This window comes from Leptolyngbya subtilissima AS-A7 (genome assembly GCF_039962255.1).
GTDB lineage: Bacteria > Cyanobacteriota > Cyanobacteriia > Phormidesmidales > Phormidesmidaceae > Nodosilinea.
Window position 1 is genome coordinate 51,683 of the sequence record NZ_JAMPKY010000003.1, and the last position, 24,538, is coordinate 76,220.

General features: G+C 56.7%; 24 protein-coding genes. 10 read left to right on the top strand and 14 right to left on the bottom strand.

The window, feature by feature from the left end:
• Window positions 1-69 precede the first annotated feature (69 nt).
• The 4 genes from NC979_RS07545 to NC979_RS07560 all read left to right on the top strand — a co-directional run bounded on the left by NC979_RS07545 (window position 70) and on the right by NC979_RS07560 (window position 3,549).
• Window positions 70-243: a hypothetical protein gene (locus NC979_RS07545; protein WP_190514537.1), complete on the top strand. Its 174-nt coding sequence runs from the start codon at window positions 70-72 to the stop codon at window positions 241-243.
• A 217-nt stretch (window positions 244-460) separates the two neighbouring features.
• Complete coding sequence (rlmD, locus tag NC979_RS07550) at window positions 461-1,828, top strand: 23S rRNA (uracil(1939)-C(5))-methyltransferase RlmD (RefSeq protein ID WP_190514538.1); 1,368 nt, start codon at window positions 461-463, stop codon at window positions 1,826-1,828.
• 37 nt (window positions 1,829-1,865) lie between these two features.
• Window positions 1,866-2,903, top strand: coding sequence for a UDP-3-O-(3-hydroxymyristoyl)glucosamine N-acyltransferase (lpxD, locus tag NC979_RS07555; protein WP_190514539.1), 1,038 nt, complete (start codon window positions 1,866-1,868; stop codon window positions 2,901-2,903).
• Window positions 2,904-2,922: 19 nt separating this feature from the next.
• Complete coding sequence (locus tag NC979_RS07560) at window positions 2,923-3,549, top strand: hypothetical protein (RefSeq protein ID WP_199308615.1); 627 nt, start codon at window positions 2,923-2,925, stop codon at window positions 3,547-3,549.
• Here the strand turns inward: NC979_RS07560 and lexA are convergent.
• The 4 genes from lexA to NC979_RS07580 all read right to left on the bottom strand — a co-directional run bounded on the left by lexA (window position 3,539) and on the right by NC979_RS07580 (window position 7,637).
• Window positions 3,539-4,153, bottom strand: coding sequence for a transcriptional repressor LexA (gene lexA / locus NC979_RS07565; RefSeq protein WP_190514540.1), 615 nt, complete (start codon window positions 4,151-4,153; stop codon window positions 3,539-3,541). The genes NC979_RS07560 and lexA overlap by 11 nt on opposite strands.
• A gap of 325 nt (window positions 4,154-4,478) precedes the next feature.
• Complete coding sequence (gene rpoD, locus NC979_RS07570; RefSeq protein WP_190514541.1) at window positions 4,479-5,618, bottom strand: RNA polymerase sigma factor RpoD; 1,140 nt, start codon at window positions 5,616-5,618, stop codon at window positions 4,479-4,481.
• Between the two features lie 673 nt (window positions 5,619-6,291).
• The gene (gene cysE, locus NC979_RS07575) at window positions 6,292-7,029 is read right to left on the bottom strand and encodes a serine O-acetyltransferase (RefSeq protein ID WP_190514542.1); all 738 of its coding nucleotides are present in this window, start codon (window positions 7,027-7,029) and stop codon (window positions 6,292-6,294) included.
• Between the two features lie 125 nt (window positions 7,030-7,154).
• Window positions 7,155-7,637 carry a hypothetical protein gene (locus NC979_RS07580; RefSeq protein WP_190514543.1) on the bottom strand — a complete coding sequence of 161 codons (483 nt, stop codon included), beginning with the start codon at window positions 7,635-7,637 and terminating at the stop codon, window positions 7,155-7,157.
• A gap of 145 nt (window positions 7,638-7,782) precedes the next feature.
• Between NC979_RS07580 and NC979_RS07585 the strand changes: the two genes are divergently transcribed.
• Entirely contained in the window at window positions 7,783-7,938 is a 156-nt protein-coding gene (locus NC979_RS07585; RefSeq protein ID WP_190514544.1) for a hypothetical protein, read from the top strand.
• Window positions 7,939-7,972: 34 nt separating this feature from the next.
• Here NC979_RS07585 and NC979_RS07590 read toward each other — a convergent pair whose 3' ends face one another.
• Window positions 7,973-8,368 (bottom strand): bactofilin family protein, encoded by a 396-nt coding sequence (locus NC979_RS07590; RefSeq protein ID WP_190514545.1) that lies wholly within the window; start codon window positions 8,366-8,368, stop codon window positions 7,973-7,975.
• 474 nt (window positions 8,369-8,842) lie between these two features.
• Between NC979_RS07590 and NC979_RS07595 the strand changes: the two genes are divergently transcribed.
• A complete protein-coding gene (locus NC979_RS07595) occupies window positions 8,843-9,286 on the top strand; it encodes an orange carotenoid protein N-terminal domain-containing protein (protein ID WP_190514546.1) in 444 nt (147 codons plus the stop codon).
• A 336-nt stretch (window positions 9,287-9,622) separates the two neighbouring features.
• Window positions 9,623-10,609 (top strand): ABC transporter ATP-binding protein, encoded by a 987-nt coding sequence (locus NC979_RS07600; protein WP_190514547.1) that lies wholly within the window; start codon window positions 9,623-9,625, stop codon window positions 10,607-10,609.
• A gap of 29 nt (window positions 10,610-10,638) precedes the next feature.
• On the opposite strand, the gene NC979_RS07605 is transcribed toward NC979_RS07600, so the two are convergent.
• The 3 genes from NC979_RS07605 to NC979_RS07615 are packed head-to-tail and all read right to left on the bottom strand — an operon-like array spanning window position 10,639 to window position 13,020.
• Window positions 10,639-10,974, bottom strand: coding sequence for a cupin domain-containing protein (locus NC979_RS07605; protein ID WP_190514548.1), 336 nt, complete (start codon window positions 10,972-10,974; stop codon window positions 10,639-10,641).
• Window positions 10,975-11,007: 33 nt separating this feature from the next.
• Window positions 11,008-12,096: a chorismate synthase gene (gene aroC, locus NC979_RS07610; protein ID WP_190514549.1), complete on the bottom strand. Its 1,089-nt coding sequence runs from the start codon at window positions 12,094-12,096 to the stop codon at window positions 11,008-11,010.
• Window positions 12,097-12,141: 45 nt separating this feature from the next.
• Complete coding sequence (locus tag NC979_RS07615; RefSeq protein ID WP_190514550.1) at window positions 12,142-13,020, bottom strand: M23 family metallopeptidase; 879 nt, start codon at window positions 13,018-13,020, stop codon at window positions 12,142-12,144.
• A gap of 230 nt (window positions 13,021-13,250) precedes the next feature.
• Here NC979_RS07615 and NC979_RS07620 point away from each other — a divergent pair, with 230 nt between their 5' ends.
• The 3 genes from NC979_RS07620 to NC979_RS07630 all read left to right on the top strand — a co-directional run bounded on the left by NC979_RS07620 (window position 13,251) and on the right by NC979_RS07630 (window position 16,534).
• Window positions 13,251-14,072: an MBL fold metallo-hydrolase gene (locus NC979_RS07620; RefSeq protein WP_242023777.1), complete on the top strand. Its 822-nt coding sequence runs from the start codon at window positions 13,251-13,253 to the stop codon at window positions 14,070-14,072.
• 99 nt (window positions 14,073-14,171) lie between these two features.
• Complete coding sequence (psb34, locus tag NC979_RS07625; protein WP_190514551.1) at window positions 14,172-14,342, top strand: photosystem II assembly protein Psb34; 171 nt, start codon at window positions 14,172-14,174, stop codon at window positions 14,340-14,342.
• Window positions 14,343-14,458: 116 nt separating this feature from the next.
• Window positions 14,459-16,534: a PD-(D/E)XK nuclease family protein gene (locus NC979_RS07630; RefSeq protein WP_190514552.1), complete on the top strand. Its 2,076-nt coding sequence runs from the start codon at window positions 14,459-14,461 to the stop codon at window positions 16,532-16,534.
• A 94-nt stretch (window positions 16,535-16,628) separates the two neighbouring features.
• Here NC979_RS07630 and rpsU read toward each other — a convergent pair whose 3' ends face one another.
• The 6 genes from rpsU to polA all read right to left on the bottom strand — a co-directional run bounded on the left by rpsU (window position 16,629) and on the right by polA (window position 24,501).
• On the bottom strand, window positions 16,629-16,805 hold the full coding sequence (gene rpsU, locus NC979_RS07635) for a 30S ribosomal protein S21 (RefSeq protein ID WP_073606751.1): 177 nt from the start codon (window positions 16,803-16,805) through the stop codon (window positions 16,629-16,631).
• 250 nt (window positions 16,806-17,055) lie between these two features.
• Complete coding sequence (locus NC979_RS07640; RefSeq protein ID WP_190514553.1) at window positions 17,056-18,330, bottom strand: metallophosphoesterase family protein; 1,275 nt, start codon at window positions 18,328-18,330, stop codon at window positions 17,056-17,058.
• Between the two features lie 212 nt (window positions 18,331-18,542).
• Window positions 18,543-19,289 carry an SDR family oxidoreductase gene (locus NC979_RS07645; protein WP_190514554.1) on the bottom strand — a complete coding sequence of 249 codons (747 nt, stop codon included), beginning with the start codon at window positions 19,287-19,289 and terminating at the stop codon, window positions 18,543-18,545.
• Entirely contained in the window at window positions 19,289-20,869 is a 1,581-nt protein-coding gene (locus NC979_RS07650; RefSeq protein WP_199308616.1) for an adenosine deaminase family protein, read from the bottom strand. The genes NC979_RS07645 and NC979_RS07650 overlap by 1 nt, the downstream gene beginning before the upstream one ends.
• A 246-nt stretch (window positions 20,870-21,115) precedes the next feature.
• Window positions 21,116-21,505 (bottom strand): carboxymuconolactone decarboxylase family protein, encoded by a 390-nt coding sequence (locus NC979_RS07655; protein ID WP_190514555.1) that lies wholly within the window; start codon window positions 21,503-21,505, stop codon window positions 21,116-21,118.
• A 35-nt stretch (window positions 21,506-21,540) separates the two neighbouring features.
• Entirely contained in the window at window positions 21,541-24,501 is a 2,961-nt protein-coding gene (polA, locus tag NC979_RS07660; protein ID WP_431191035.1) for a DNA polymerase I, read from the bottom strand.
• Between the last annotated feature and the right edge of the window lie 37 nt (window positions 24,502-24,538).

Below are 24,538 nucleotides of genomic sequence, written 5' to 3' on the forward strand. Positions count from 1 at the left end.
TACATCTAAGGGGCATGCGACAGCGGCCCAGAGCCGGTATGCTGACATCACCATTTGACAGGTTTCACTATGGGCGATACTACCAACTGTGAAAAATTGGCCAGCGTCTTTAACCAGGCTAGCCAGCAGGGCAAAAGTGCCTTTTGTAAAATGCTTTGGGATAATCAACCGGAAACCGTGCAGGCGCAGCTTAAACCTCTGCTTAGTGCTGAAACTATAGAGGCTTTGCGCGACAAAGATTAGGTACGAACCTGCTTGTCTCTACCGATCTAGGTCGAAGCGATAGGTTCAGGGGGCGCCGAAAACCCTACTCCTTAAGGCTTAGATCGTTCATCGTTGGGTTTTTCCGCTCTTTTCTAGCTAACGGGTTGGGTTTCGTTAGGTCACGGGTCACCCCATCAGTCGTTTCCCTTGCTACAGTCGATAGGCAGATGAGCACAAGCACAGCAGGAGTACGGCCATGGACCAGTGGCAGCAAGGAGAAACCCTTGATCTGGAAATTACTGACCTGAGTAGCAGCGGTGACGGCATCGGCCGCTGGCAGGATCGGGTGGTATTTGTGCCCGACACCGTACCCGGCGACTTGGTGCGGGCACGATTATTGCAGGCTAAGCCCACCTTTGGTCGGGCCAAGGTGCGGCAGTTGCTGACCCCTTCTCCCGATCGCATTCGGGCGGCCTGCATTGTGGCTGACAAATGCGGCGGTTGTCAGTGGCAGTCCATCAGCTATCCCTCCCAACTGGCGGCTAAACAGCAGCAGGTGCTTGACGCCTTTACGCGTATAGGTGGCTTTGAAAAGCCCAATGTGCTGCCGATTTTGGCTTCTGATGCTCCTTTGGGCTACCGCAACAAGGCGACCTACCCCCTGGGGCGATCGCCCGAAGGCCAAGTCAAGGCAGGCTACTTTCGCCAGGGCAGCCACAAGCTGGTTAACCTCAACCAGTGCCCTGTGCAGGACGAGCGCCTGAACCCACTGCTGGCTGAGATTAAGCGCGACATTCAGGAGCGGGGTTGGTCGATCTATAGCGAAAGCAAGCACCAAGGCAGGCTGCGCCACCTGTCGCTGCGGGTGGGCCGCCGCACTGGGCAGATGCTGCTGACCCTGGTATCCACAGCGCCTAATCTCAAGGATGTAGAATTGCAGGCCCAGGAGTGGCGAGAGCGTTACCCTGATCTTGTCGGCGTGTGTGTCAACCTCAACCCCGACAAGACCAACGCCATTTTTGGTGCCGAAACCCTAGTGATTGACGGCGTGCCCTACATCGAAGAAATCTTTGCCGGGCTGCGGTTTCGCATTCATGCCACTACGTTCTTTCAGGTCAATACCGAGCAGGCTGAGCAGGTGTTGCAGATTATTCTGGACGAGCTACAGCTCACCGGCAGCGAAACCATCATCGACGCCTACTGCGGCGTGGGCACCTTGACTCTGCCCCTGGCTCAACAGGCCAAGCGGGTGATGGGTTTAGAAGTTCAGTCCGAAGCCGTAGCTCAGGGCTTGGCCAACGCAGGGCTCAACGGTATTGATAACGTTGAATTTCGCGCTGGGGATGTGGGGGCATTGCTGGTCGAGGCTGCCGCTAGCCTCAGCGATCCACTGGATATCGTCGTGCTTGATCCGCCCCGTAAGGGCTGCGATCGCTCGGTGCTCGATGCCCTGATCGAACTTCGTCCACCCCGCATCGTCTACATGAGCTGTGACCCCGCTACCCTGGCTCGAGACCTTAAAATTCTGCGAGATGAAGGCGGCTATACCCTAACCAAGGCCCAACCCGCCGACTTCTTTCCCCAGACCCCCCACGTAGAATGCGTCGCATTTCTGGTAGCGTAAAAGCCAGATTGGTTTTACTGCGTTTCTCTCAGCTCCTATGAAGTTCAGCACCATTGCCGACAAAATCCAGATTACCGCCGCCTCTAGTCTGACTGCCAACCCCGGCCACGATCCTGATATTGCTGGGGTGGCAGCCGTCGACCAGGCCTCGGTCGGCATGCTGAGCTACATCGAGGGAGATAAGTTCGCCAGCTTTGTAGGGACTACCCAAACCAACGCTCTGATTTTGCCTCAGAATCCCCTGTTGCAGGCCAAGGCCACCGAACGTGGCATCGCGTGGCTCAGCACCCCTGACCCACGCCTGGCCTTTGCCCGTGCCATTGCGCTGTTCTATACGCCCTACCAACCCGCTCCTGGCATCCACCCCACCGCCGTGATTGATCCCACGGCCACCTGTGGTGAAAATGTCTCCATCGGGGCCAACGCGGTAATTCAAGCCGGAGTCTACTTAGGAGAGGGGGTCTGCATTCATCCCAATGTGGTGGTCTATCCCCAGGTGCGGGTGGGCGATCGCACCGTGCTGCACGCCAACTGCACCATCCACGAGCGCACTCAGATTGGCGCCGACTGCGCTATCCACAGCGGCGCGGTGGTCGGGGCCGAGGGCTTTGGCTTTGTGCCTACCCCCCACGGCTGGGAGAAAATGGAGCAGTCGGGCATTGTCGTCATTGAGGACGGCGTGCGGGTGGGCAGCAACTCCACCATCGATCGCCCTGCCGTGGGCACGACTCGTGTGGGGCGCGGCACCAAGCTCGATAACCTGGTGCATATTGCCCACGGCTGCCAGGTGGGCGAAGGGGTAGTGATGGCAGGGCAAGTGGGCATGGCCGGTGGCGTTACCATCGGCAACCGGGTGATTTTGGCGGGGCAGGTGGGCATTGCCAACCAGGCCGTGATTGGTGACGGCGCGATCGCCACCGCCAAAGCCGGCATCCATGGCGACGTCGCCCCCGGCGAAATCGTTACTGGCTCACCGGCTCTGCCCCATAAAGTCTCTCTCAAGGCCTCAGCGGTGTACCGTCGCCTGCCCGAAATGTACAAGATCGTTCAGCGCCTGCAAAAGCACCTACTCTAGCCCCTTCTCACTCTTGCCCATGACCTCAGCTTCCCAAGACGACATCCCCGACATTCAGCAGGAACTGCGCCTCAGCCGTCCGTTTACCCTAGCTGACGCCATCGGCCAGGAGGCGGGTAACTTCATGAAAGGAGAATCGCCAATTCCGCGGCTGGTGCAGGCAAGGCACGGTGCCCAGCAAGCGCTGAAAGAATCCCTAGTGGATGGCCCTGGCGCTCTGCACCGAGTGCTAGAGCAGTGGCTAGTGGATGATGAGCGCCGCCTCAGCCAGTACCTGGAGCACCCGGCTGAAGCCGTAAAGGATTTGCTGGTAACGGTGCTGCGATCGCCCGTAACCCTCTACGAATTGGTGCGCCAAACCGACGTCACCTGGGGCCAGATTTACGATAGCCGCCCCCACTTTCAGCAGCCCGGGCAGCCCCCCCACCCCGATGATCAATACACCCACGAGTCGGTACGAGAGACCTTGGAGCAATGCCTATACTGCCTCAACCACTCACCTGTAGCAGAACTGAAACCAGACTCCGAAACTGCCCTGCCGCAGACAGCCGCTCGAATAAACCCACTGCTACTCATTAAAAAACCGCTGTTGTGGTTAACAACAGCGGCTAGGAGCACTAGTCATTTGAAAAATGTCAGACGGTAAAGTCGGGATCGATACCGCGCCACACGGCCACTAGGCGACCCTGTACGTCTACGAGATCCGCTGGAAACTCCATAATCGGGTACTTAGGGTTAGCAGGTTTGAGCTGTACCTGGTTGCCCTCGCGGTGGAATGATTTGAGGGTAGTGCCACTCTCAACCCGGGCCGCAACAATGGTCCCCTCCCGAATGCCCTGGGGATCTTTTACCGGACGCATAATTACCACATCCCCGTCCTGAATCATGGCCTCGATCATGCTGTCTCCGGTGACCTTGAGGGCGTAGTCACCAGACTGAATGGGCAGCCCATTGAGATCGAGACGCTCAACAGTATCGGTAAACGCTTCGTTGACAAAACCAGCAGCAATGGTGCCAAGGATGGGCACACCACGGACATTATCCCGAACGCGAATGGTGCGCGCTTTCCCCTCGCTCCACTCAATGTAGCCTTTGTTCTTGAGGTGTTCTAAGCGACTTTGAATGGGTGCAGGGGAACGTAGGTTCATTGCCCGCATCATTTGGCGAATGGAGGGGGAGTGCTGATTAGCCCGGATATACTCAACTAGCCAGTCGTAGAGCTCCTGTTGGGCAGTTGTTAAGGATTCCATAGGGATTTAGCCACGGCGTCGAATCATGTTATGGAACAAGTGTACCAACTAGGCGACCATCTGTCTACTCTAACAATAAACCTTTGGGTAAACCAGTACTAACACTTACCCTAGTGCTGATCAGCCCAATTCAATTCAGCTGCTTTGTACGAGGAACAACCACCTGTTTCCATCGACCCGCCAGTATCTAATTTGGAGTTTGCTACGTTCAGAACAGCGATCGCTGTACCAATAAAAAAGGCTGCCTGCAGGCAGCCTTTTTTCAGTGGGTTTTGTCGAATATCACTCTAATACTTTAGCCATGAGGCTGAAGTCGAGGTCAACCCTAGCGAATGTACTCTTTCAGAATGCTGTTGCGGTTGGGATGGCGCAGTTTACGCAGGGCCTTGGCTTCAATTTGGCGAATGCGCTCGCGGGTAACGTTGAAGATCTGGCCAATTTCTTCCAGAGTTTTCATCCGGCCATCGTCGAGACCGTAGCGCAGGCGCAGCACATCCCGCTCGCGGGGGCTGAGGGTGCCCAAAACGCTTTCCAGGTCTTCCCGAAGGAGGCTCTTAGATACTTGGTCTTCGGGGGTTTCGCCGTCCGACTCAATAAAGTCGCCTAGGCGAGAATCTTCTTCCTTACCAATGGGAGTCTCAAGGGAGATGGGCAGCTGGGCCGATTTGGCAATAAATCGCAGCTTCTCGATGGTCATTTCCATGCGAGTGGCGATCTCTTCTTCAGTGGGCTTACGGCCAAGCTCTTGGGAAAGCAGTTTGGTGGTCTTTTTGATGCGAGAAATGGTTTCGTAAAGGTGCACCGGTAGGCGAATGGTGCGCGACTGATCCGCGATCGCCCGGGTGATGGCCTGACGAATCCACCAGGTAGCGTAGGTCGAGAACTTGTAGCCCTTTTCGTGGTCAAACTTCTCAGCGGCGCGAATTAGACCTAGACTGCCTTCCTGAATCAGGTCTTGGAAGGAGAGACCACGGTTCATATACTTTTTGGCAATCGATACCACCAAGCGCAGGTTCGACTGCACCATTTTGTCTTTGGCGCGGCGACCAATGTGCAAACGGTGGCGGAAGCTGGCTAGGGTGTAGTCTTTACCTTCGTCTTGGCTGACAGCAGCAGCCCACTCAATATCGGAAGGATCGCGCTCTAGAGAATCAAACAGCTCATCGTGGATGCGCTCTAGCTTGAGCAGGTCGGCAATCTTGCGGGCCAACTCGATTTCTTCTTCAGCCCGTAGTAGGCGAATACGGCCAATCTCTTGCAGATAGAGCCGAATAGAGTCTTCGGTGTAGTGGCGCTTTTTGGTTTGAGCTCGGCGGCGGGTTACCTTCCCTTTCGGCGCTTTGTCATCGGCGCCGGCCTCGTCATCTTGGGCAACAAAATTCTCGTCACTATCATTACCGTCGATCAGTAGATCGAGTTCAGTTTCAGGGTTGATGGTGCCGAGCAGATGATTTGCTTGGGTCATGCCGCGATCCTCGTGCTCCTTAAAATTGAAAGACAAAGACTGTGATCAGATTAACAGCTCCGTTAGATAGATGCCCACAGTTCCGAAAAAGTGCGGATCTATTTTTTGGAATCCAGTGATAAGTGTCTAGCCACCTAGACGTTTACGACACTGGCTTGGTGCTGTTAGCCCAGGTCGCCGCCGCCTCTATCTAGAGAAATACATCGGCGCCGCCATGGCCTTTCAATTTTAACTGCAATGTTAGGTGATGTACCACCCCAACTTTGGCAGAAACGATCGAATCGGCTGAAATGCTTAAGCTGCTACCAAAACGCCCTCCTCGGATCTAAGGGCGATCGCACAAAAACTGACTTTTTAGAACAAATGAACTGCTTTGCTTGCTTCGCATTTCCTCTTTTATGAAGAATAGTGATGCAGTTCTTCAAGAATTTCTTGGATGTGACACGTCCCAGCTGGCTGAGATATTACCCACGCAAATTCACTACCGTGATGCCAGATTTCGTAAGCAACTCCTTACATTTAGGGCTTTAAGTAGACATCCTCTAAGCACAGTTACGGAGACTCTTTATCGGTAAAATTGGATCCAAGTAAAGTTAAAGAGGCCCGGTGTCGCAACGCCAGGCCTCTTTAACTTTTAAGACACTCTAGTTTTGGAAATTCTAAGGATTCTTGATTAAATGCCGCTGCCGTCTAGAAATTCTTCAATGACTCGATCTTGCAAGCGGCAGTAAACACCGTCCTGCGAGCGGACAGCACCCACTAAAACGGGTTCGCGGCGCACTTGCCCCAAAGCCTGGACTTCTTTTTCTAATGCTTCAATGCGATCGAGCAGGGCGCGAATCACCTGAGCTTCGGAGTCGGGTAAGCGGCCATGCTCCAAGGGTTCTACACGCTCCCCAGCCCGATACACAATGCGTCCGGGTACACCGACTACTGTGCAGTCGGAGGGCACTTCTCGCAGTACCACCGAACCAGCCCCGATGCGTACGTTGTGTCCGAGGTAGATATTGCCCAGTACCTTGGCACCTGCTCCAACGACCACGTTATTGCCTAGGGTAGGATGGCGCTTGCCAACTTCCTTACCAGTGCCTCCCAGGGTTACGCCTTGATAGATCAGGGCGTAGTTCCCAATGATTGCAGTTTCACCAATCACCACTCCCATGCCGTGGTCGATGAAAACACCTTTACCGATGGTGGCCCCGGGGTGAATTTCGATGCCGGTGAGAAACCGCGCTAGGTGAGAAATGACGCGAGGTACTACGGGCAGGCCCAGGTTCCAAAGCCAGTGACTGAAGCGGTGTAGCCCCAGGGCGTGCAGGCCAGGATAGCAGGTGAGTACTTCTAGCCAGTTGCGAGCCGCTGGGTCACGCTCGAAGACGATACGAAAATCGGCAATCAGGGTGGTGAGCACAGGCAATGGAGTTAACTGCAGCTTCACTATCCTAACGTGGCCATGTCCTAGGCCAACACCCTTCGCTGGTGTGGATTACTCTAGGTCTGCGTTACGGCTTGGCGTTGGCGTACGGTGAGTTGGTCCTAAGGATTAGCGCTAAGGGAATAGTTGTAACGCTGCCCCTGCTGGTGGGAGCCTACCCAGATGTTGTAAGTACCCGCTGACCAGCTTTGATCTTGAACCAAGGCATCGGGATTGCGGCGATCGGTGTCGTCGCCACAGCGCACGGTGCCATCGGGTCCTTGAATGAGGATGCTGGTATCGTTGCCGCCGCTGTTGACCTGAAGGGTGAGGGTAGCGAAGTCTTGCTGCAATACCATGACGTGATCGGGGGCAACGTCGGCAAACCCGGCGCAGATGGTGCCATTGCGATCGCGCCCAGCAATATTAGATAGCGCCGAAATCCCGTTGGTAAAGCCACTGACACTGGCGGCCGGGGTACCAGCAGACAGCGTGAACGACTCGAAGTTAGCTTGCTGGGCCAAGGTGGGTAACGCTGCCATCAGACCCATGGAAAGCCCTGCTGCTATCGCCACTGCTCCACGACGTTGATGCTTATTGGTCATGGCTCCAGTCTCCTACGGTTCAATTCTATGGTGCTCGGTAACCGCTGCGATCGGCGGCCATAATAGACAGAAGTTGAACTGTCTCCATTTACACCAGTTCAATACTAAGTAGCGTATCTAATGATGACCGCAGGAGGTACCAGCGATGGGACTTGTGATGCTGATTATCTGCGTGTTAACCACGTGGGCGATCGCCCATGAGGTCAACAGCCTAACTCACCTAGGCCAGCTATTAGCGCCTTCACCCTGGTTGCTGGGGGGCATAGCCCTGGTATTAATTACCTGGATCATGCGCGACTAGCAGCACCCTAATTGTTAGTTGAGCGCTAACTGCGCTAAAGCTCAGTGGTGCCGTAGAGCTCGGGCACCTCGCGCGCCGGCGGCAGTGACTTGGCATCTCGAGTCTCGATATATCCGGTGTAGTAAGCACCCGGTTCTATCTCTAGGGCTCCAGCCACTACATCTCCTTCTAAACGAGCTGTGCGGCTTAGGGTGAGCTTGCCTGCGGCAAACACTCGGGCCTTCAGCACTCCCTGCACCACAATGTTTTGGGCCTTCACTTCGGGACCTTCAATCAACCCCGTAGAGGAAATTTCTAAATCACCTTTGATATCTACGGTGCCGTGAATCACGCCGTCTACTCGCAGCATACCCTCGGCGTGGAGCACCCCTTCAAACTCAGTTTTTTGACTCAAATAGGTCAATGGCGGAGCCGCTTTGCGTTTAAACATCAAAATTGCCCTCATAACTTCAGAGAACAGCAATCCAAGCAATGGCCTGAGCGAGATTAGCCCTAAAAACGCTAACCGCTGCCGAAACGGCACCCCAGTTGTGTAACTAAATATTAAAAGACGATGGCTCCCTCTGGCTTGGTAACAATCGGGAAATAAACAAAATTTCCCTCTCTTTCGGAGGGTGAGTGCAGCCATCAACCCTAGTTATGCTTTAAATCAAAAGAAACTTGGAAGAAACGTCGCGTATTCAAAGACATCAGGGATCAATATGAATAGACGCTAAACCCTGTTAAATTGACACGACTTTTTCTTTCTTTTTTCTGCTTCGACCCTTTAAATCCACTGCTTTAGCTATGGCTTGCCAGAGCTAAAGCTCTGCCTCCAGCGCTCGCGATCTCTGCGGCAGAGCAGTTGAGGGCTCTGTCGCATTGTTATCTCCACCCCATAACAAGCTCCTACAGGAAACCTACCATGACCGCTATTGACGTTCGCCTTCAGTTTGAGCAAGCCGTTCAATCGTTTGAATCGGTCGATGTAGACTGCAAGATTGCCGTGCTTTGGCAGATTTACGACACCCTGGGTCAGGCCTTTGCGGCGATCGCCCCGGTAGCGCTCTTCTCCCAGGCGGTGCAGCAGCTGCTGGGCCAGATTCAGCAAGTCGATCGCGACGATCAGGTGGCCATCCTACGCGATATTCTCGCTGGGGCCGATACCCGCTTTACCCAGGCCTACCAAACTCTCAACGTGAATATGAAGCTGGCCTTTTGGCACCGCCTGTTTAACCTCATGCCTGCCAATCGACTGCCCTTAACCGCCTGCCAAGACGGTTCGGCTACAACCAAGGCGCTGCTTGCTCGCATTAACACCATGGGGCTTAACGAGCGTCTTCATTTCTTGCGCCGGGTTGCGGGCTAAGGCTGGGACTTGGATCAAGCTGATGGTGATGGGCTTTAGCATCCTGGGGTTCAGGGTTTTAAAGGGTCAGGTTCAAGGCCGGTTTATGAACTTGGGACTTTGAACCCTCACTAATCTGTCGCCTTCAGATTGGCAGACTAATCGGTTAGGCGACCTTCTCGTGCTCATCGTTGGGTGGCAGAAGTTGGGACGCGTTCAGCTCAGGGGTAAACAGGCTGCGTGAACTCGCTATTGGGCTACGGGACTGGCGATCGCCAGCTTCCGCAGAAGGTTAGCGGTAAAGTGAAAGCCATAGCCTCCATATTGGGGGTTAGCTACTCTATTTGCTGTTCCGCTATGCCCAGTATCGATGTCAATCAGCTCAGCAAGCGCTATCCCATCGCCATTAAAGAGCCTGGGTTAGGGGGCACGCTAAGGCATTTCTGGCGTCGTCAGTACCGTCTGGTAGACGCAGTGCAGTCTATCTCCTTCCACATTGAGCCCGGCGAGGTGGTAGGTTTTTTAGGACCCAATGGCGCTGGTAAAACTACCACCCTCAAAATGCTCACCGGGCTCATCCACCCCTCTAGCGGCACCGTGCGGGTCGGCGACCAGGTGCCCTTTCAGCGGCGCACTGAGTTTTTGCAGGATATTACCCTGGTTATGGGTCAAAAGCAGCAGCTGCTGTGGGACTTGCCCGCCTTGGATTCGTTGCGTATTAATGGCGCTATCTATGGTCTTTCTGACAAAGAATTTCGCTATCGAATCGACGAACTCACCGAGATGCTGGCCCTCCAGGGAAAGCTGAATCAGCCTGTGCGCAAGCTGTCCCTCGGTGAGCGCATGAAGGCTGAAATGATGGCGGCTCTACTTCACCGTCCCCGCGTCCTATTTTTAGATGAGCCCACCCTGGGTCTAGACGTCAATGCCCAGGTAGCGGTGCGGGAATTTTTGCGCGACTACAACCGGCGCTACGAAGCCACCATTTTGCTCACCAGCCACTACATGGCCGATATCACTGCCCTGTGTCGTCGAGTGCTGCTGATTTACCAGGGACGGTTAATCTATGACGGCAGCCTAGAGGGGCTGCTCGATCGCTTTGCTCCCTACCGAGAAGTCACCGTAGATTTGGCCACTGGCTGCGATGCGGCTACCCTGAACCGTTACGGCGAATTAGAAAGCTTAGAGGGCTGCACTGCCCGGCTGATTGTGCACCGCGATACCCTAACTCAAACCGTCGCTCAGCTGCTGGGAGATTTGGACGTGCAGGACTTGACCGTTAGCGATCCGCCGGTGGAAGAGGTGATCGGGCGAGTGTTTGCAGCAGGATCCGCAGAAAGGTGAGGGGTGAGTTTGGTGGAAGAGGGCAAGGGCTAAAGGCGGAGGCCAAAGTAGGTGAGTACGAGTTCTTGGGTGCCGGTATTGGCGACTTCGTGGTGTTCGCCGGGCTCGATCGCAACACAGACGCCGGGAGTCAGTGCATAGGCTTGACCGTCAACAGTAATGGTACCATCGCCCGATTCAACAAAAAATACTTCGGCCATGTCGGCGTGGCTGTGGCCATTGGCGACCTGTCCAGGGGCAAAGCGGGCCTGGGCAAAGTTGGTCAGGTGGGGTAAATCATCTCTTTGCAGCAGCACCCGCTTTTTAATCGCCGGGTTGTGGGAGACCGACTCCTCGGGTACTTGGTCAAGGCCGGTAATTTTCATGATCTGGCGTTAGCCCCTCAAAACTGCCGTCAACTAAAACAGCTCACACTGGCCGTGGTGGCGCAGCAGGTGGTCGCACAGCACCAGAGCCACCATGGCTTCGACCATGGGCACAGCGCGGGGCAGCACGCAGGGGTCGTGGCGGCCTCGGGCTTCTAATACAGTGGCTTCGCCGGTGTTAGTGACGGTGTTTTGGGCTTTGCGAATGGTGGCGGTGGGCTTAAAGGCAACGCGAATGATAATGTTTTCGCCGTTGGAGATGCCCCCTTGGGTGCCGCCGGAGCGATTGGTGCGGGTGCGGAGGGTGCCCGCCTCGTCGGTGTAGAATTCGTCGTTATGCTCGCTGCCGGTGAGCAGGGTACCGGCGAATCCAGAGCCAATTTCAAAACCCTTGCTGGCGGGCAGCGACATTACGCCCTTGGCCAGGTCGGCTTCGAGCTTGTCAAATACGGGGGAACCCAGCCCGACTTTGACGCCGCGAGCTACGCACTCCACCACGCCACCGACGGAATCTCCCTGGTCGCGGATGGCTTCAACTCGGTCGATCATTTGCTCGGCGGCGATCGGGTCGGGGCAGCGGACAATGTTGCTCTCGACCTGCTCTAGGGTGACCGTGCTGGGGTCCACGCTGCCCTCCAGATCCTGGATGCGTTTGACGTAGCCGATGATCTCAGTGCCGGTAATCTGGTGGAGGATCTTTTTGGCGATCGCCCCCGCCGCCACCCGACCAATGGTTTCTCGGGCTGAAGAGCGTCCGCCGCCTTGGTAATTGCGCAGGCCGTACTTGGCGTCGTAGGTGGCATCGGCGTGAGAGGGGCGATAGGCGGTGACCATCTCGCTGTAGTCTTGGGGGCGGGTATTTTCGTTGCGCACCAGAATCGAGATGGGTGTGCCCAGGGTCTTGCCCTGAAAGACTCCGGAGAGAATTTCGCAGCGATCGCTCTCTTTGCGGGGGGTAGTAATTTTGCTCTGACCGGGACGACGGCGATCGAGCTCAGCCTGAATTTCCTCGGCGGAAATCTCTAGGCGGGGCGGGCAGCCGTCGATGACCACCCCCACCCCACCGCCATGGGATTCGCCAAAGGTGGTGATGCGAAATAAATCCCCAAAGGTGTTGCCCATAGATCGGTAATGCCGGCGTCGGCCCAGGTAGTTTTCCCGATCCTACTATTTAGTTTCCGCAAGCTTCAAATAATGGCGAGGATTCACCGCCTGACCGTTGCGGTAGATGCTGTAGTGCAGGTGAGGACCAGAGGAGCGCCCGGTGCTGCCCAGATAGCCCACCACATCGCCTCGCTGGACGCGATCGCCAATCTTGACCTCCAGCTTTGACAGGTGCCCATAGAGGGTTTCGTAGTTGTAGCCGTGGTCGATTCTGACGTGGTTGCCGTAGCCGCCGTTGTAGTCGGCTCGCACCACCACACCCTCCGCAGTGGCCAAAATCGGTTTGCCCACTGGCCCGGCAAAATCTACGCCCTCATGCATTTCGTAGCCTCGTCGGCCAAAGGGGTTGGGCCGCAGCCCAAACTCTGAGGAAATCGATGGCTCGCCTGCGATCGGTTTGCCATTGGGGAAGGCCGCCGCCTGCTCGGCTTCGGACTCCAGGGTTTGCTCAAGGGCTGGCTTTACGGCCCGAGCCAGCATGACCTCTAAACTTGGTAGCTGACGGCGGGCCGCGTCGAACATGACCTCAGCTGGAGCCTCCTCTGCCACGCCGCCTCGGGGAGGAATCTCCGCTTTGGAGTTAGGGACGCGAGTGTTTTCAATGCTCTGCTCGGGTAAGCCAGCTCGATTTTTGAGCACCTCGATCTCATTGCCAATGGCGTCTAGCTCGGTAAGTACTTCGCTAGCGGTTTCAGACAAATTTTGGTTGCGCTGAACGAGCTGTACGTTTTGATAAAGCAGCAGGCTAATCCAAGTGAAGGGCAGCCCTACCAGCACCGCTAGCCCTACCAGCAGCGGCACCGGGCACAACCTGAGGGTGATAGGCGATTTGCCGGTTGCCGTAATCAGCACGGTGTAGGGCTTGAGCGGGAGAGGGGGCATGGCAAAATTGGCGGGGAGCAATGATAGCAAACGTCATCTCTTAAACCAAGATGGATTATACGGGGATCAGAGCATTTGCACAATTTCGAGGTTTGTTTGCAGGCCAGCGCCCAATTACCCTCAAGTGCGATCTTGGCCTGAAGACTTTTTCGGCTCCGTTTTCGCCTGCCGCTTGTTGCGCCTCAGCTAGTTAGCCATGGCTTTGTAAAGAATCCGTTACACTAGGTGGCATGGCGCTCTATAGAGAATGTGCGATGGAAGTCACCTGGCTCGACAGCAACTCTTGGCTGATTACCATGGGAGGACAGCGCATTCTGGTTGACCCTTGGCTGGTGGGAGAGCTGGTATTTGGTCAGCAAACCTGGCTATTTAAAGGAGAGCATCCCCAACCTCAGCTGCTGCCCGAGGCGATCGACCTAATTTTGCTCAGCCAGGGGTTAGAAGACCACGCCCATCCCCCCACCCTCAAGGCCCTCGATCGCGCTATTCCGGTAGTGGGTTCGCCCAGTGCGGCGAAGGTGGCAGAGAGTCTTGGCTACAGCCAAGTTACTGCCCTCAGCCATGGCGAAACCTTCACCCTTAACCAGCAGGTGACCATTAAAGCGATTCCTGGCACTCCCATGGGGCCGTTGGTGGTGGAAAACGGCTACATTCTGCGAGACGTTTCGTGCGGTGAGGCTGGGACTTCCCTGTTCTACGAGCCCCACGGCTTTCACCGGCCTGAGCTAAAGGCGGAAGGCCCCGTGGATGTGGTGATCACCCCGGTGGTCGATCTGGCGCTGCCTGTGGTGGGGCCGATCATTCGCGGTCAGAAGGGGGCTTTAGAACTGGTGGATTGGCTGCGACCCCAGGTGGTGCTGCCCACCGCCGATGCGGGCGCAGTCACCTATAGTGGAATGCTGATCAACTGGCTCAAGACGGTAGGGGAGCCTCAAGCGCTGCAGGCGGCGATCGCGGCCCAGGGACATTCGACCCGAGTGCTGGCTCCGATTGTGGGTCAACCACTGCCCTTAAATCTCGTGCCGCGCCAGCCTTTGGCAACAGGAGTCTAATGGCACAATGCGATCCCCGCCAGTCGGAGGGTATCCAGAAAGGCTGTATTCAGGTAACCTTCTTTTAAGGTTAGTCAAGTTTTAAGAAGGATTATAGCTATGCCTTACACCACCGAAGAGGGCGGTCGCCTCAACAACTTTGCCACTGAGCCTAAGATGTATGAGGCTGAGCCCCCGGACCCTAGCCAAAAGCGCAACTATTTGATTTTGGGCGGCCTGGCCTTCGCTCTGGTGGGCGGGCTTCTGGTGGTGGCAATCTCTGTCTCTTAAATAATCTCTGCGGTTCAGCAAACGAATCTCAGCGGCAGCCGAGGCAGTCTACTGCCTCGGCTGTCTTGTATCTGGAGTCGGAGTTAGAGTAGGCATAGCGTTTACCTCGGGTTGGCATGGCAAACTCGCCCCAATGGCTTGAGGGTGCAACGGGCAGCGGCAAGACCACCTGGCTGCTGGAGCAGCTGCGCCCAGATACTTCCGCGCTACTAGAGCTCGGCCAGAGCCACTTAATCTTTGCGGCCAACGGCGACAACCGCCTGCGGCTGGCCTCGCGGCTAGGAGATATTGCCCCCGGTGTGGCGGCGGTCACGACTACGCCCAACGGGTTTATTCAAGATGAGGTGACCCTATTTTGGCCGCTGCTGGTGGCTGAGCTAGGCCTGTCACCCCAGTTTCCGCTACGGCTGCGACCCGAAAATGAGCAGGAGCTGGCCGCCGAGCATTGGCGGCAACAAATCTTAGATGGCACCCTAGCGGTGGAGGGCTGGCTAGAAGCTCAGACCGTGCGGCGATCGCTCGATTTTTTGCAGCTAGCGGCCGCTGGCGGCATTCCGGCAGAAGATCTGCCCGTGCTGTTGCCCGAGGGCATTCCCTCAGGCTTTGCCTCCGAAGCGGTATGGCAGGCCATTGGCAATGCGCTGGTCGAGTGGCGCGACTGGTGTCTGGCGCGGGGTCTGCTGACCTACGGGGTAATGACCGAGCTTTACTGGCGGCATTTGCTGCCCCACCCTCTCTACCAAGAGAAACTGCTGGCCCGCTACGGCGGCATATTTGCCGATGACCTAGATGAGTATCCGGCGATCGCTGCCCAGTGGCTACAAGTGTTTATCGATGCTGGGCGGCCCGTGGCCATGACCTGGAACCGCCATGGCAAGGTGCGCATGGGGCTGGGAGCCGATCCTGATGCCCTCGAACAGCTTCGAGATCAGTGCCAGGTGACTGATCAAGCCACCCCAGCAACCGACTCCTTGGCTTACAAGTGGGGAGATCGGGTGGTGGAGTGGGTCATGGATCCCCTAGCGCTGCCGGAACCGCTGCCTTGTTTTCAAACCCTGCAAACGGTGTCGCGGGGAGAGCTGCTGCGCCAAACGGCGGAGCGAGTGGTTGAGGTGGTGAAAGAAGGCCAGGTCGCTCCTCACGACATTGCGATTATTGGGCCGGGTTTAGATGCGATCGCCCGCTACACCCTGGCTGAAATCCTCAGCGATCGGGGGCTGCCTGTGGCCTCCCTCAGCGACCAGCGACCGGTGATTCACTCCCCCCTGGTGCGATCGCTGCTCACTCTGCTCACCTTTGTCTATCCCGGTTTGGGGCGGCTGGCTACCGCTGAGGAGGTGGCCGAAATGCTGGTGGTGCTGAGCCAGATTCCCCAGGCTCCGGAGGTCGGCCCCTGGTTTGAGGCTGTGCAGATTGACCCAGTGCGGGCCGAGCTGCTGGTTGACCACTGCTTTGAACCCAGTCTGGAGCAGCCCGAACTGTTGCCCGTAGAGCGCTTCGAACGCTGGGATCGGCTTGGCTACAAGGCCACCGAGGCTTACAGCCGTCTGCGCCAGTGGATTGAGCAACAGCGCCAGCAGCGCCAGCAGCGCTTGACCCCGGGAGTGTTGAGCGTGCTCGATCGCGCCATTCAAGCCTTTTATTGGGGCGGTAGTCACCTACCTGCCGATCAGCTGGCCGCCCTGCGAGAGCTAATGGAAACCGCCCAGCACTACTGGGCAGTGGACGATCGCCTGCGCCAGGTAGCGCCCATGCTGGCCAAAAAACCGGCGGAACCGATCCGCAATTCCCTAGAGCGGTTTATTCTGCTGCTGCGCCAGGGCACCGTGACCGCCAACCCCTACCCGGTAGAGTCGGCCCAAGTGATCACCATCGCCACGGTGTACCAGTACCGCCTGCAACGCCTGCGCCACCGCTGGCACTTTTGGATTGACGCCGGGTCGCCCCGCTGGCTGGCTGGTACCGACAATCTGCTGTTTGGCTACCCAATATTTTTGGGGTCGTACCGGGGCCGCCCCTGGACTACTGAGGATATTGAAACGCTGCACCGCGATCGCCCTGAGCGCATTTTGCGCGATCTACTGGGACGAGTCAGCGATCGCGTTGTGCTCTGCCACAGCGACTTGACGGTGAGTGGCCAAGAGCAAGTTGGCCCTCTGCTGACCCTGGTCACCGCCAACGCCGACGACTAGCCCGCCCCCCTGGCCGCAACAAAAGAGGGACACTGACCAGCAGCATCCCTCTTTTTTAACAGTTGCCTTACCCGTGTCTTACACGAGCTAGGGCTTAACGAAAGCGCTTTTTACGGCGCGCAACAGCTTTGCGCTTTTGCTTTTCTTGGGGCGTCTCGAAGTGGCGACGACGCTTAACTTCTGAAAAAACCCCGGCCTTAGATACCTGCCGCTTAAAGCGACGCAGGGCCGATTCAATGCCTTCGTTTTCACCTACAACGACTTGAGTCATACGAAATCGCTTCTATACTCCTGGGCATGCACTAACGAATCAAACAACAGGTTGTTAAACCTACAGACTGTTCTAGATTGCCCCGGAGCGGTCGAGCCACCTCCCATTGCTCCAGGCAGAGTCGTCATGATTAGCTGTCAGTACGAAGTAATACAGACAAGGAAATTCGGGCATAGTTGCCCGTAATCCTTATCAGACTAGCACAGAATATGCCGCTGCCTAGCCCTGCTAAATGGGGTTCAGGCAGTGGCTAGGCGCTGTAAGTTTTGGGTCTAGGAAAGGGCACATGCCCAGTGCAGAAGGCTGGGCCTAACCGCTGTTCGCAAAAGGATTTTTCGTCGGGGGCGAGCTCGTCGTAGCTGACATCTCGCCGCAGCACAATGCCGTTATGACCTGCCAAAAACCGAGGCAGCTCTGCGTACTCAATGGTGCGCAGGGTTGCCATGTCGTAGCTGGTGTAGGTGGTCAACTCTGGGTCGGCAAAGTCAACGTCGATCACGGTCAGCACTTTCCCTGGCGGCAGACTGCTGTCGATTAGCGCGCGCGGTCCAGACCCCAAAATGCCGGTGTGCAACAGCTGAAGATTGCCTCGGTGGCCAGGATAGTAGGCGTGCTGATGGCCGCTGATGTAGGTGTGCACGTTGTAGCGCTCTAGCATGGCCCGCAGCTGATCGGGGTTGTCGAGCACTTCCCCGGGTTTGTCGCGCCCCACCGCGATGCCGTAGAGGGGCAAGTGGCTCAGCAAAATGCGCGCCTTGGCCTGCTGGGCCGCGTCGCTGGCTAGGGCTTGCTCCACCCAGGCCAACTTTTCCTCAGGCAGGCGGCTCGATGAGCCATCCCAGGCCATGAAGAAAATCCCCTGCTGCTCGAAGGTATAGTAAAAGGGAAAATCGGTGCGATCGATAAAGTTAACCCCAGGGCTATGCTCGGCGGCTGTCCAGTAGGCCGTGGCTAAGTCGCGCTCCTGCTGAAAGAGAAATTGGTTGTTGGGACCCTTGGCACCCGAGGCATCGTGGTTGCCGATGGTAAAGCCAAAGGGCACGGCTTGTCGGCGCAGGGGCGCTGCTACATGGTCATCAAACGCCTGCCACATGGCTTGAATTTGAGGTGCCGTAAGAGATGGACTTTGCCCCGCCACCATGTCGCCGCCGCACACCACCAGGTCGGGCTGCCAGAAGGGTAATAGGGCGATCGCCCTATCTACCTCAGGGTCGTAGTCGGTCGAGCCGTAGGCGCTATTGAGATCGCTAATAGCTACCAGTCGCACATCCTTGCGGGGTGGGTTGGCTAGACCTCCCGCTATGCTGGCCACGATCGCCTCGGCTTCGGCAGACAACTCTGGCGGGGCTGGAGCCACATCTGTGACTGCACTCTCACGGGCCTCAGCGGGGGATATGGTCTCAGCTTCAGCAGTTGGGGTTGCTGGAGCAGGAGTTTCCGAGAACAGCGCCCGTTGGGAACAAGACAGACACACGCTGAGTACGAGACCCAGGCAAAGACCGGTGAAGAAACGCTTAAAACCCATAACCGAGGAAGGCCAAACCACAGGCCTAAACTTACCCCATCTATCCAACTTTTGTGCGGGGAGTAGGGCAAGTTTGCTGGTCGGATAGCTGGGTTGCAGGTGGAAAGGTTGACAGTCGTCTGGGCTGGCTCATCCAAACGGTAAATCTGTGCACTCCGCTCGTCTATCCAAAACCCAGGTTCCTACAGCAGGCATTTGAGGAAACTTCCAATTCACTTGCCACCCGCTATATCAATGAATGACCCTGTGGTGTAGGAGGCCTCTGACGAAAGCAGCCACAGAATTGCCTGGGCCACTTCCACCGCTTGCCCGCCTCGCTGCATGGGTACAGCAGACTGTACACGCTCGACGCGATCGGGCTCTCCGCCTCTGGCGTGAATATCGGTGTAGATGAACCCCGGGCGCACCGCGTTGACGCGAATGCCCTCGGCGGCCACTTCCTTCGCTAGGCCAATAGTGAGACTGTCGATCGCGCCTTTAGACGCGGCGTAGTCTACATATTCTCCTGGCGACCCCAGCCGCGCCGCCACCGATGACACATTGACGATCGCCCCACCGACCCCGCCATACTTCGTTGACATGCGCTTCACGGCTTCCCGCGCGCAGAGAAAGCTGCCGGTTACATTGGCGGCAAAGACTCGGTTGAGCCGGGCGGCATCGAGTTCATCCACGCGCCGTTGCTGCTCCAAAATGCCGGCATTATTCACCAGGGCCGTCAGCGTGCCCAGCTGCTCATCCACAGTTTGAAAAAGGCGGAGCACATCGTTTTCTAAGGAAATATCGGCGGCAACGGCGACTGCGCGTCCGCCCTCTTGGATGATTGAGTCAACCACCCCATGGGCCGCCGCTGAGTTGTGCAGATAGTTGACGCAGACCGCACATCCTCGCTCAGCCGCTAAGCGGGCCGTAGCAGCGCCAATTCCCCGACTGCCGCCGGTAACAACCAAAACCTGTGCCATCAGCGAGACCGAAACGACGATAGCGACTCAAATTCGGCAAATTCGGTTTCGAGCCGCCACTGGGTGCGGGCGCGATCGCTCCCCCCCAAAAAGCTGGCGCAGCCCGCCGAAGTCGTTGCTGAACCAGGAATATCTTCGGCACAGGGAACTGAGAGCTGGTTAAATTCGGGCGAGGCCCAAAGACTGTCCCCCGTTAGAAAGCTATATTCCAAGCTGTTGCGGGCCAGCTGCTTGAGGTCGCGGTAGCCCAGGTCGTAGCGCTGTGCCGCCAGCCCATACTCGTTGCTCAGGTCGATGCGAGCAATGCCCTCATCATCGGAGGCCAGGGTCATCGGTACCCCAGCGGCCCGGTAGTCGAGAAAGGGATGCTCGTCGCCCTCGACATTGAGAATTACCTCGTTGCTGGTGAGGCAAATTTCCACCAGTACGCCCCGGCGGCGCATTTCCTCCAGCAGTTGAAAGGGCTCGTTTTCGTAGAGAATAGCGACCCCATGCCCAATGCGGCTGGCCTGGGCCACCTCCACTGCCTGACGAATGTGAAAGCGCAGGTCGTCGGGCGGCACCAGCCCCAGGGTCAGCTCGCCAGCGTGAAGCGAAATGTTGACCTCAGGAAACTGGGCTTTAAGAAAGCCGAGCATCTCCATGTGCAGGCTATAGTCGCGCAGGGCCACAGGGTTATCTTCTGGAGCCACCAGGTTGATGCCGACCACTCGGGAGTCGGCTTTAGCCAGCTCAAAGGCGTAGACAAACTGGGCAAACACTTCTTCGGGCAGGCGGGTGCGGGTGGTCTGCTGCAAATATCGCACTGTCACCTCACAGCCGGGCTGGGGGCGCGGTGTCTCACAGCCTAAGGTTTTGTCCACCTCGCGTTCGAGGGCGGCCATATCCTGACTGCCCTGGGCAACTAGATCCATTAGGCCCTCGTCGAGCAGCCGCTGGCGCATTTGGGCAAAATTGCTGTTCCAGCCCACGGTTCGCCCCAGCTGCCTCGCCTCGCTGCCTTTGACCGTCATCAACAGCTCTAGGTAAGAAATATGCTGGGAGGCGGCGCGATTGGCGACCTCAGCCACCATGTCATCCTGGCGGGTTAGGGACGAGGAGATCGCGTCAAAGCCGCCGAACGCCTCAAAAAACTGGTCGTGGCCCGACTGGTTGGCAAAGGGTAGATTGCGGGTCGACCAGAGATTGACCAACGCATCGTAGGTGGCCGGGCGGCCGTAGAGCTGGGCCGCCGGAAAGTAGCTGCTGTCTTGATTGCAGGCGCTGGGCTCGACTAGGTCAGGCCCCGCCGGATCAATGCAGTAGCCGTCTGCCGCCGCCCACTGTATGTAGCGCTCGGCATATACAGCCCCGCTCAAGTGGCTGTGAATATCGCCGCCCTTTGGCATGCGCTGCACAAAGGCCCGTAGTAAGGTGGGGCGATCGCGATTGGCCTCAAACCATTCTGCTACCTCGGTTTCCGCCTGACGGCTCGATGCCTGTGCCTGGAGCACTTCCTGCGCCATGACCTCAGACGAGGCTACTACACTAGAGCCGATCAGCAGTCCCCAAAAAGCCGCAGTGGCGGAAAACTTTGCCATAGAGAGCGATGCACCAAACGCACAATTTGCCGCACTATATCGCCAAACCTAAGAATGCTCCTGCTGCCGTTCTGAAAACTTAATTTTTACGTCTATCTACAGCGAATTTATGCCCAGATGCAATCGCGAAAAAACCATCCTCGGCTATTTACTCAGGGGAACCCAAGGTGAAATATCAATAATGTCGAAGAACCAAGAATCGAGCCGATTCAAAAAAACTTCAGTTGATTGAAGTTTGCGGTCGGGCTACATTTTGTCTTTAGCATCTAGCTCTGCAAACACATCTTTGGCGACTAGCAATGAATTGACCGCAGCAGGAAAACCTGCATACACGGCCATTTGCATGATGACTTCAACAATCTCATCTCGGGTGCAGCCTACATTTAAAGACCCTTGAATGTGGGCTTTCAGTTCAGTGGGAGCATTGCCAAGGGTGACTAAGGATGCGATCGTAGCGATCTGCCGCTCCTTTGGAGATAGCCCGTTGCGAGAATAGATATCGCCGTACGGAAACTCAATAATAAAACGCGCAAAGTCAGGGGCGATGTCACCCAATGCATTCATCACGCCTTCGCCAATGTGGCCATGAATTCTGGCCAGCGCCTCTTGCCCACGGGTATACCGAGTTGAATCCATCGAGTGTCCTTTCTCAAAAGTGGTTTTCCGGGTGGTTACTTGGCTTCCATCCAGTTTGGCCCGGCGTGGGCTTCGACCTTGAGGGGCACCTTTAGCTCCACGGCAGATTCCATTACGGCGGTGATTTTAGGCTGGAGTTCTGCCCACTCGTCGGGGGGCACCTCAAATACCAGCTCGTCGTGGACCTGGAGGAGCAGGTTAGCTTGATAATCCTTCAGCAGCTCGTGCAAGTGAATCATGGCAATTTTGATGATGTCGGCGCTGCTGCCCTGGATGGGTGCGTTGGCTGCTGCCCTTAGAGAGCCGGCATCGAAGCCGTTGGAGCGCAGAGAATCTAGATCAATACTGGCTGGATCGGTGCCGCGCAGCGATCGCAGCTTGCCATCAGTAAAGTTGAAATAGCGCCGCCGCCCGTAGATAGTCTGCACATAGCCCTGGGCGATCGCCTCTCGCTGCATTTTCAGCAGGTACTCAAACACCTTTGGGTAGCGCTCGTAGTAGCGATCGATAAAGGTCTTAGCATCGGCGCGGTTGACCCCAGCCTCGCGGGCGAAGCGAGAGGCCCCCATGCCATAAATGACGCCAAAGTTAATCACCTTGCCCGCCCGCCGCTCTTCCGCCGTGATGTCGTCTTTCTCGAACAGCAGCCTAGCGGTGAGGCCGTGCACGTCGTCGTTGTTTTTGTAAGCCTCCACCAGCACAGGTTCACCACTGAGGTGAGCCAGAATGCGCAGCTCAATCTGCGAGTAGTCTGCCGCCACCAGCTGCCAGCCGTTTTCAGGAATGAACGCCGCCCGAATCTTGCGGCTAAAGGCGGTACGAATGGGGATGTTTTGCAGGTTGGGGTTCGACGATGACAGCCGCCCGGTGGCCGTCACCGCCTGGTTAAAGTCAGTGTGCACCCGATGGGTTTCGGGCCGAATCAGGGTGGGTAGGGCATCCACATAGGTAGATTTCAGCTTAGAGAGGGTGCGGTGCTCCACCACCAAATCCACCACAGCGTGGTCGCCCTGGAGTTTCTCCAGAGTTGGCGCATCGGTAGAATAGCCGCCCGACTTGTTTTTGCGCGACTTGCGCTTGTCGAGGCCCAGCTTTTCAAAAAACAGCGTGCTCAACTGTTTGGGAGAACCCATATTAAAGGTTTCCCCAGCGGCTTCATAGGCGGTTTTTTCTAAGCGGGCCAGGTCAATCTCAAGCTGTTTAGAAAATGTAGCTAGGTAGTCGGGGTCAATGCGAATGCCCGTACATTCCATCTCCGCCAGCACTGGCTCTAGGGGCAGCTCGACCTCGGCAAATAGGGTTTTGAGGTCGGGAACTTCGTCTAACTCAGCCTGAAGCTTGGGTACTAGCAGGTAGGTGGTGTGAACGTCGGCGCCGCAGTAGTTGGCTACATCGGCGATCGCCATATCCGCGATCGTCTTTCCCTTGGGCACCAAATCCTCATAGCTCTGGGCGGAGAGGTTGAGGTAACGCAGGCTCAGATCCGTTAGGTTGTGGCTGGTCTCCGGGTTGAGCACGTAGCTGGCCAGCATGGTGTCGAAGACTACGCCCGCTAGATGTATGCCCTGGTGACGCAGCACCAGGCGATCGTACTTGGCATTTTGCAGCGCCTTGGGGAACTCAGCGCTCTCGAGAATGGGGCGCAGCGCCTCTAGCACCATCTCCAACGGCAGCTGTTCTCCCTCGCTATGGCCCACCGGGATGTAGGCCATCTCATCGCGCCCAGTGCCCCAGCAGCAGCCGATACCCACCAGCGCGGCGTCCCTCGGCTCTAGCGATGTCGTCTCGGTGTCCCAGGAAACAGGGGTTTGGGGGTCTTTTTGCGCTGAGAGAATGTCTAGCAGTTCGTAGAGCTGGGCCTCAGTGGTGATGATTTGAGGGGCGATCGCCACCTCGTCCACCCCTTGGGCACTGTCCGTTTCCTCCGCCGTAAAGAAGGCCACGTCCGCGCCGCCAGTATCCCGAAAGCGGCTGACTCGACTGGGTTCTTTGCTGCTGCTGGAATTTTCACTCAGCGCCTGGCTGGCTTTCGCCGCTGTTTCCTCGGCAGCCTGGCCTCCAAAGGCAATTTGCAGCTTGCCTAGCCGGTTGACAAAATTTTGGAACTCCAGCTTTTTGAGTGCCGGAATCACCAGGTCGGGGTCAAAGCCATCGAGCTTGCAGGTGGCCAGGTCGATGGGCAAATCCACATCGGTGACAATCTTCGCCATGTAGCGCGAGTGGTAGGCCGACTCTTTGCCTTCAATCAGCTTTTTCTGAGTCGCGCCCTTGATGTTGTCGATGTCAGCATAGATGGCATCGAGGTCGCCATACTCAGCCAGCAGCTTAGCGGCGGTCTTGGCCCCAATGCCTTTAACGCCAGGGATGTTGTCTGACGAGTCACCGCACAGCGCTTTGTAATCCACCACCTGGTGAGGAAAAATATCGAGCTTGGCCTTGACATCTTCAATCTTGAACTCCTGCGCCATCCCTGTCTTCGGCCCCTTAGCAAAGGCATTGCCCAGGTGCAGCACGGTAATGCACTCGTCAGGGTCAATCAGCTGAAAGAGATCCTGATCGCCGCTGAGAATTTTGACGCAAAACCCCTCTGCCAGCGCCTTGGTCGCCAGGGTGCCGATTACATCGTCGGCCTCGAAGCCGGGAGCGACGTAGATGTTGAGGCCAAAGTCAGTCAGCAGTTCTTTGAGATTCCGCACGTCTTCGCCAAAGCCTTCAGGGGCTTCAGGACGACCATCTTTGTAGGTGCTGTCTGCCGTGTGGCGAAAGGTAGGCTGGTCGAGGTCAAAGGCGACGGCGGCATACTGAGGCTTTTCGACCTCCATCATGTCGAGCAGCGACTTCAAGAAGCCGTAGCACACGCTGGTGGGAATACCGGTGGAGGTGCGCAACCCGCCGTCGGCATTTTTCGCAAAGGCAAAGTACGAGCGAAAGGCCAAGGAATGGCCGTCTACCAGCATTAAGGTGGGCTTGTCGGCTTGGGAGGAGGTTGCTGCCACGGTTTCTTGAGAGCGAGGTTTTGAGTTTCTATTGTAA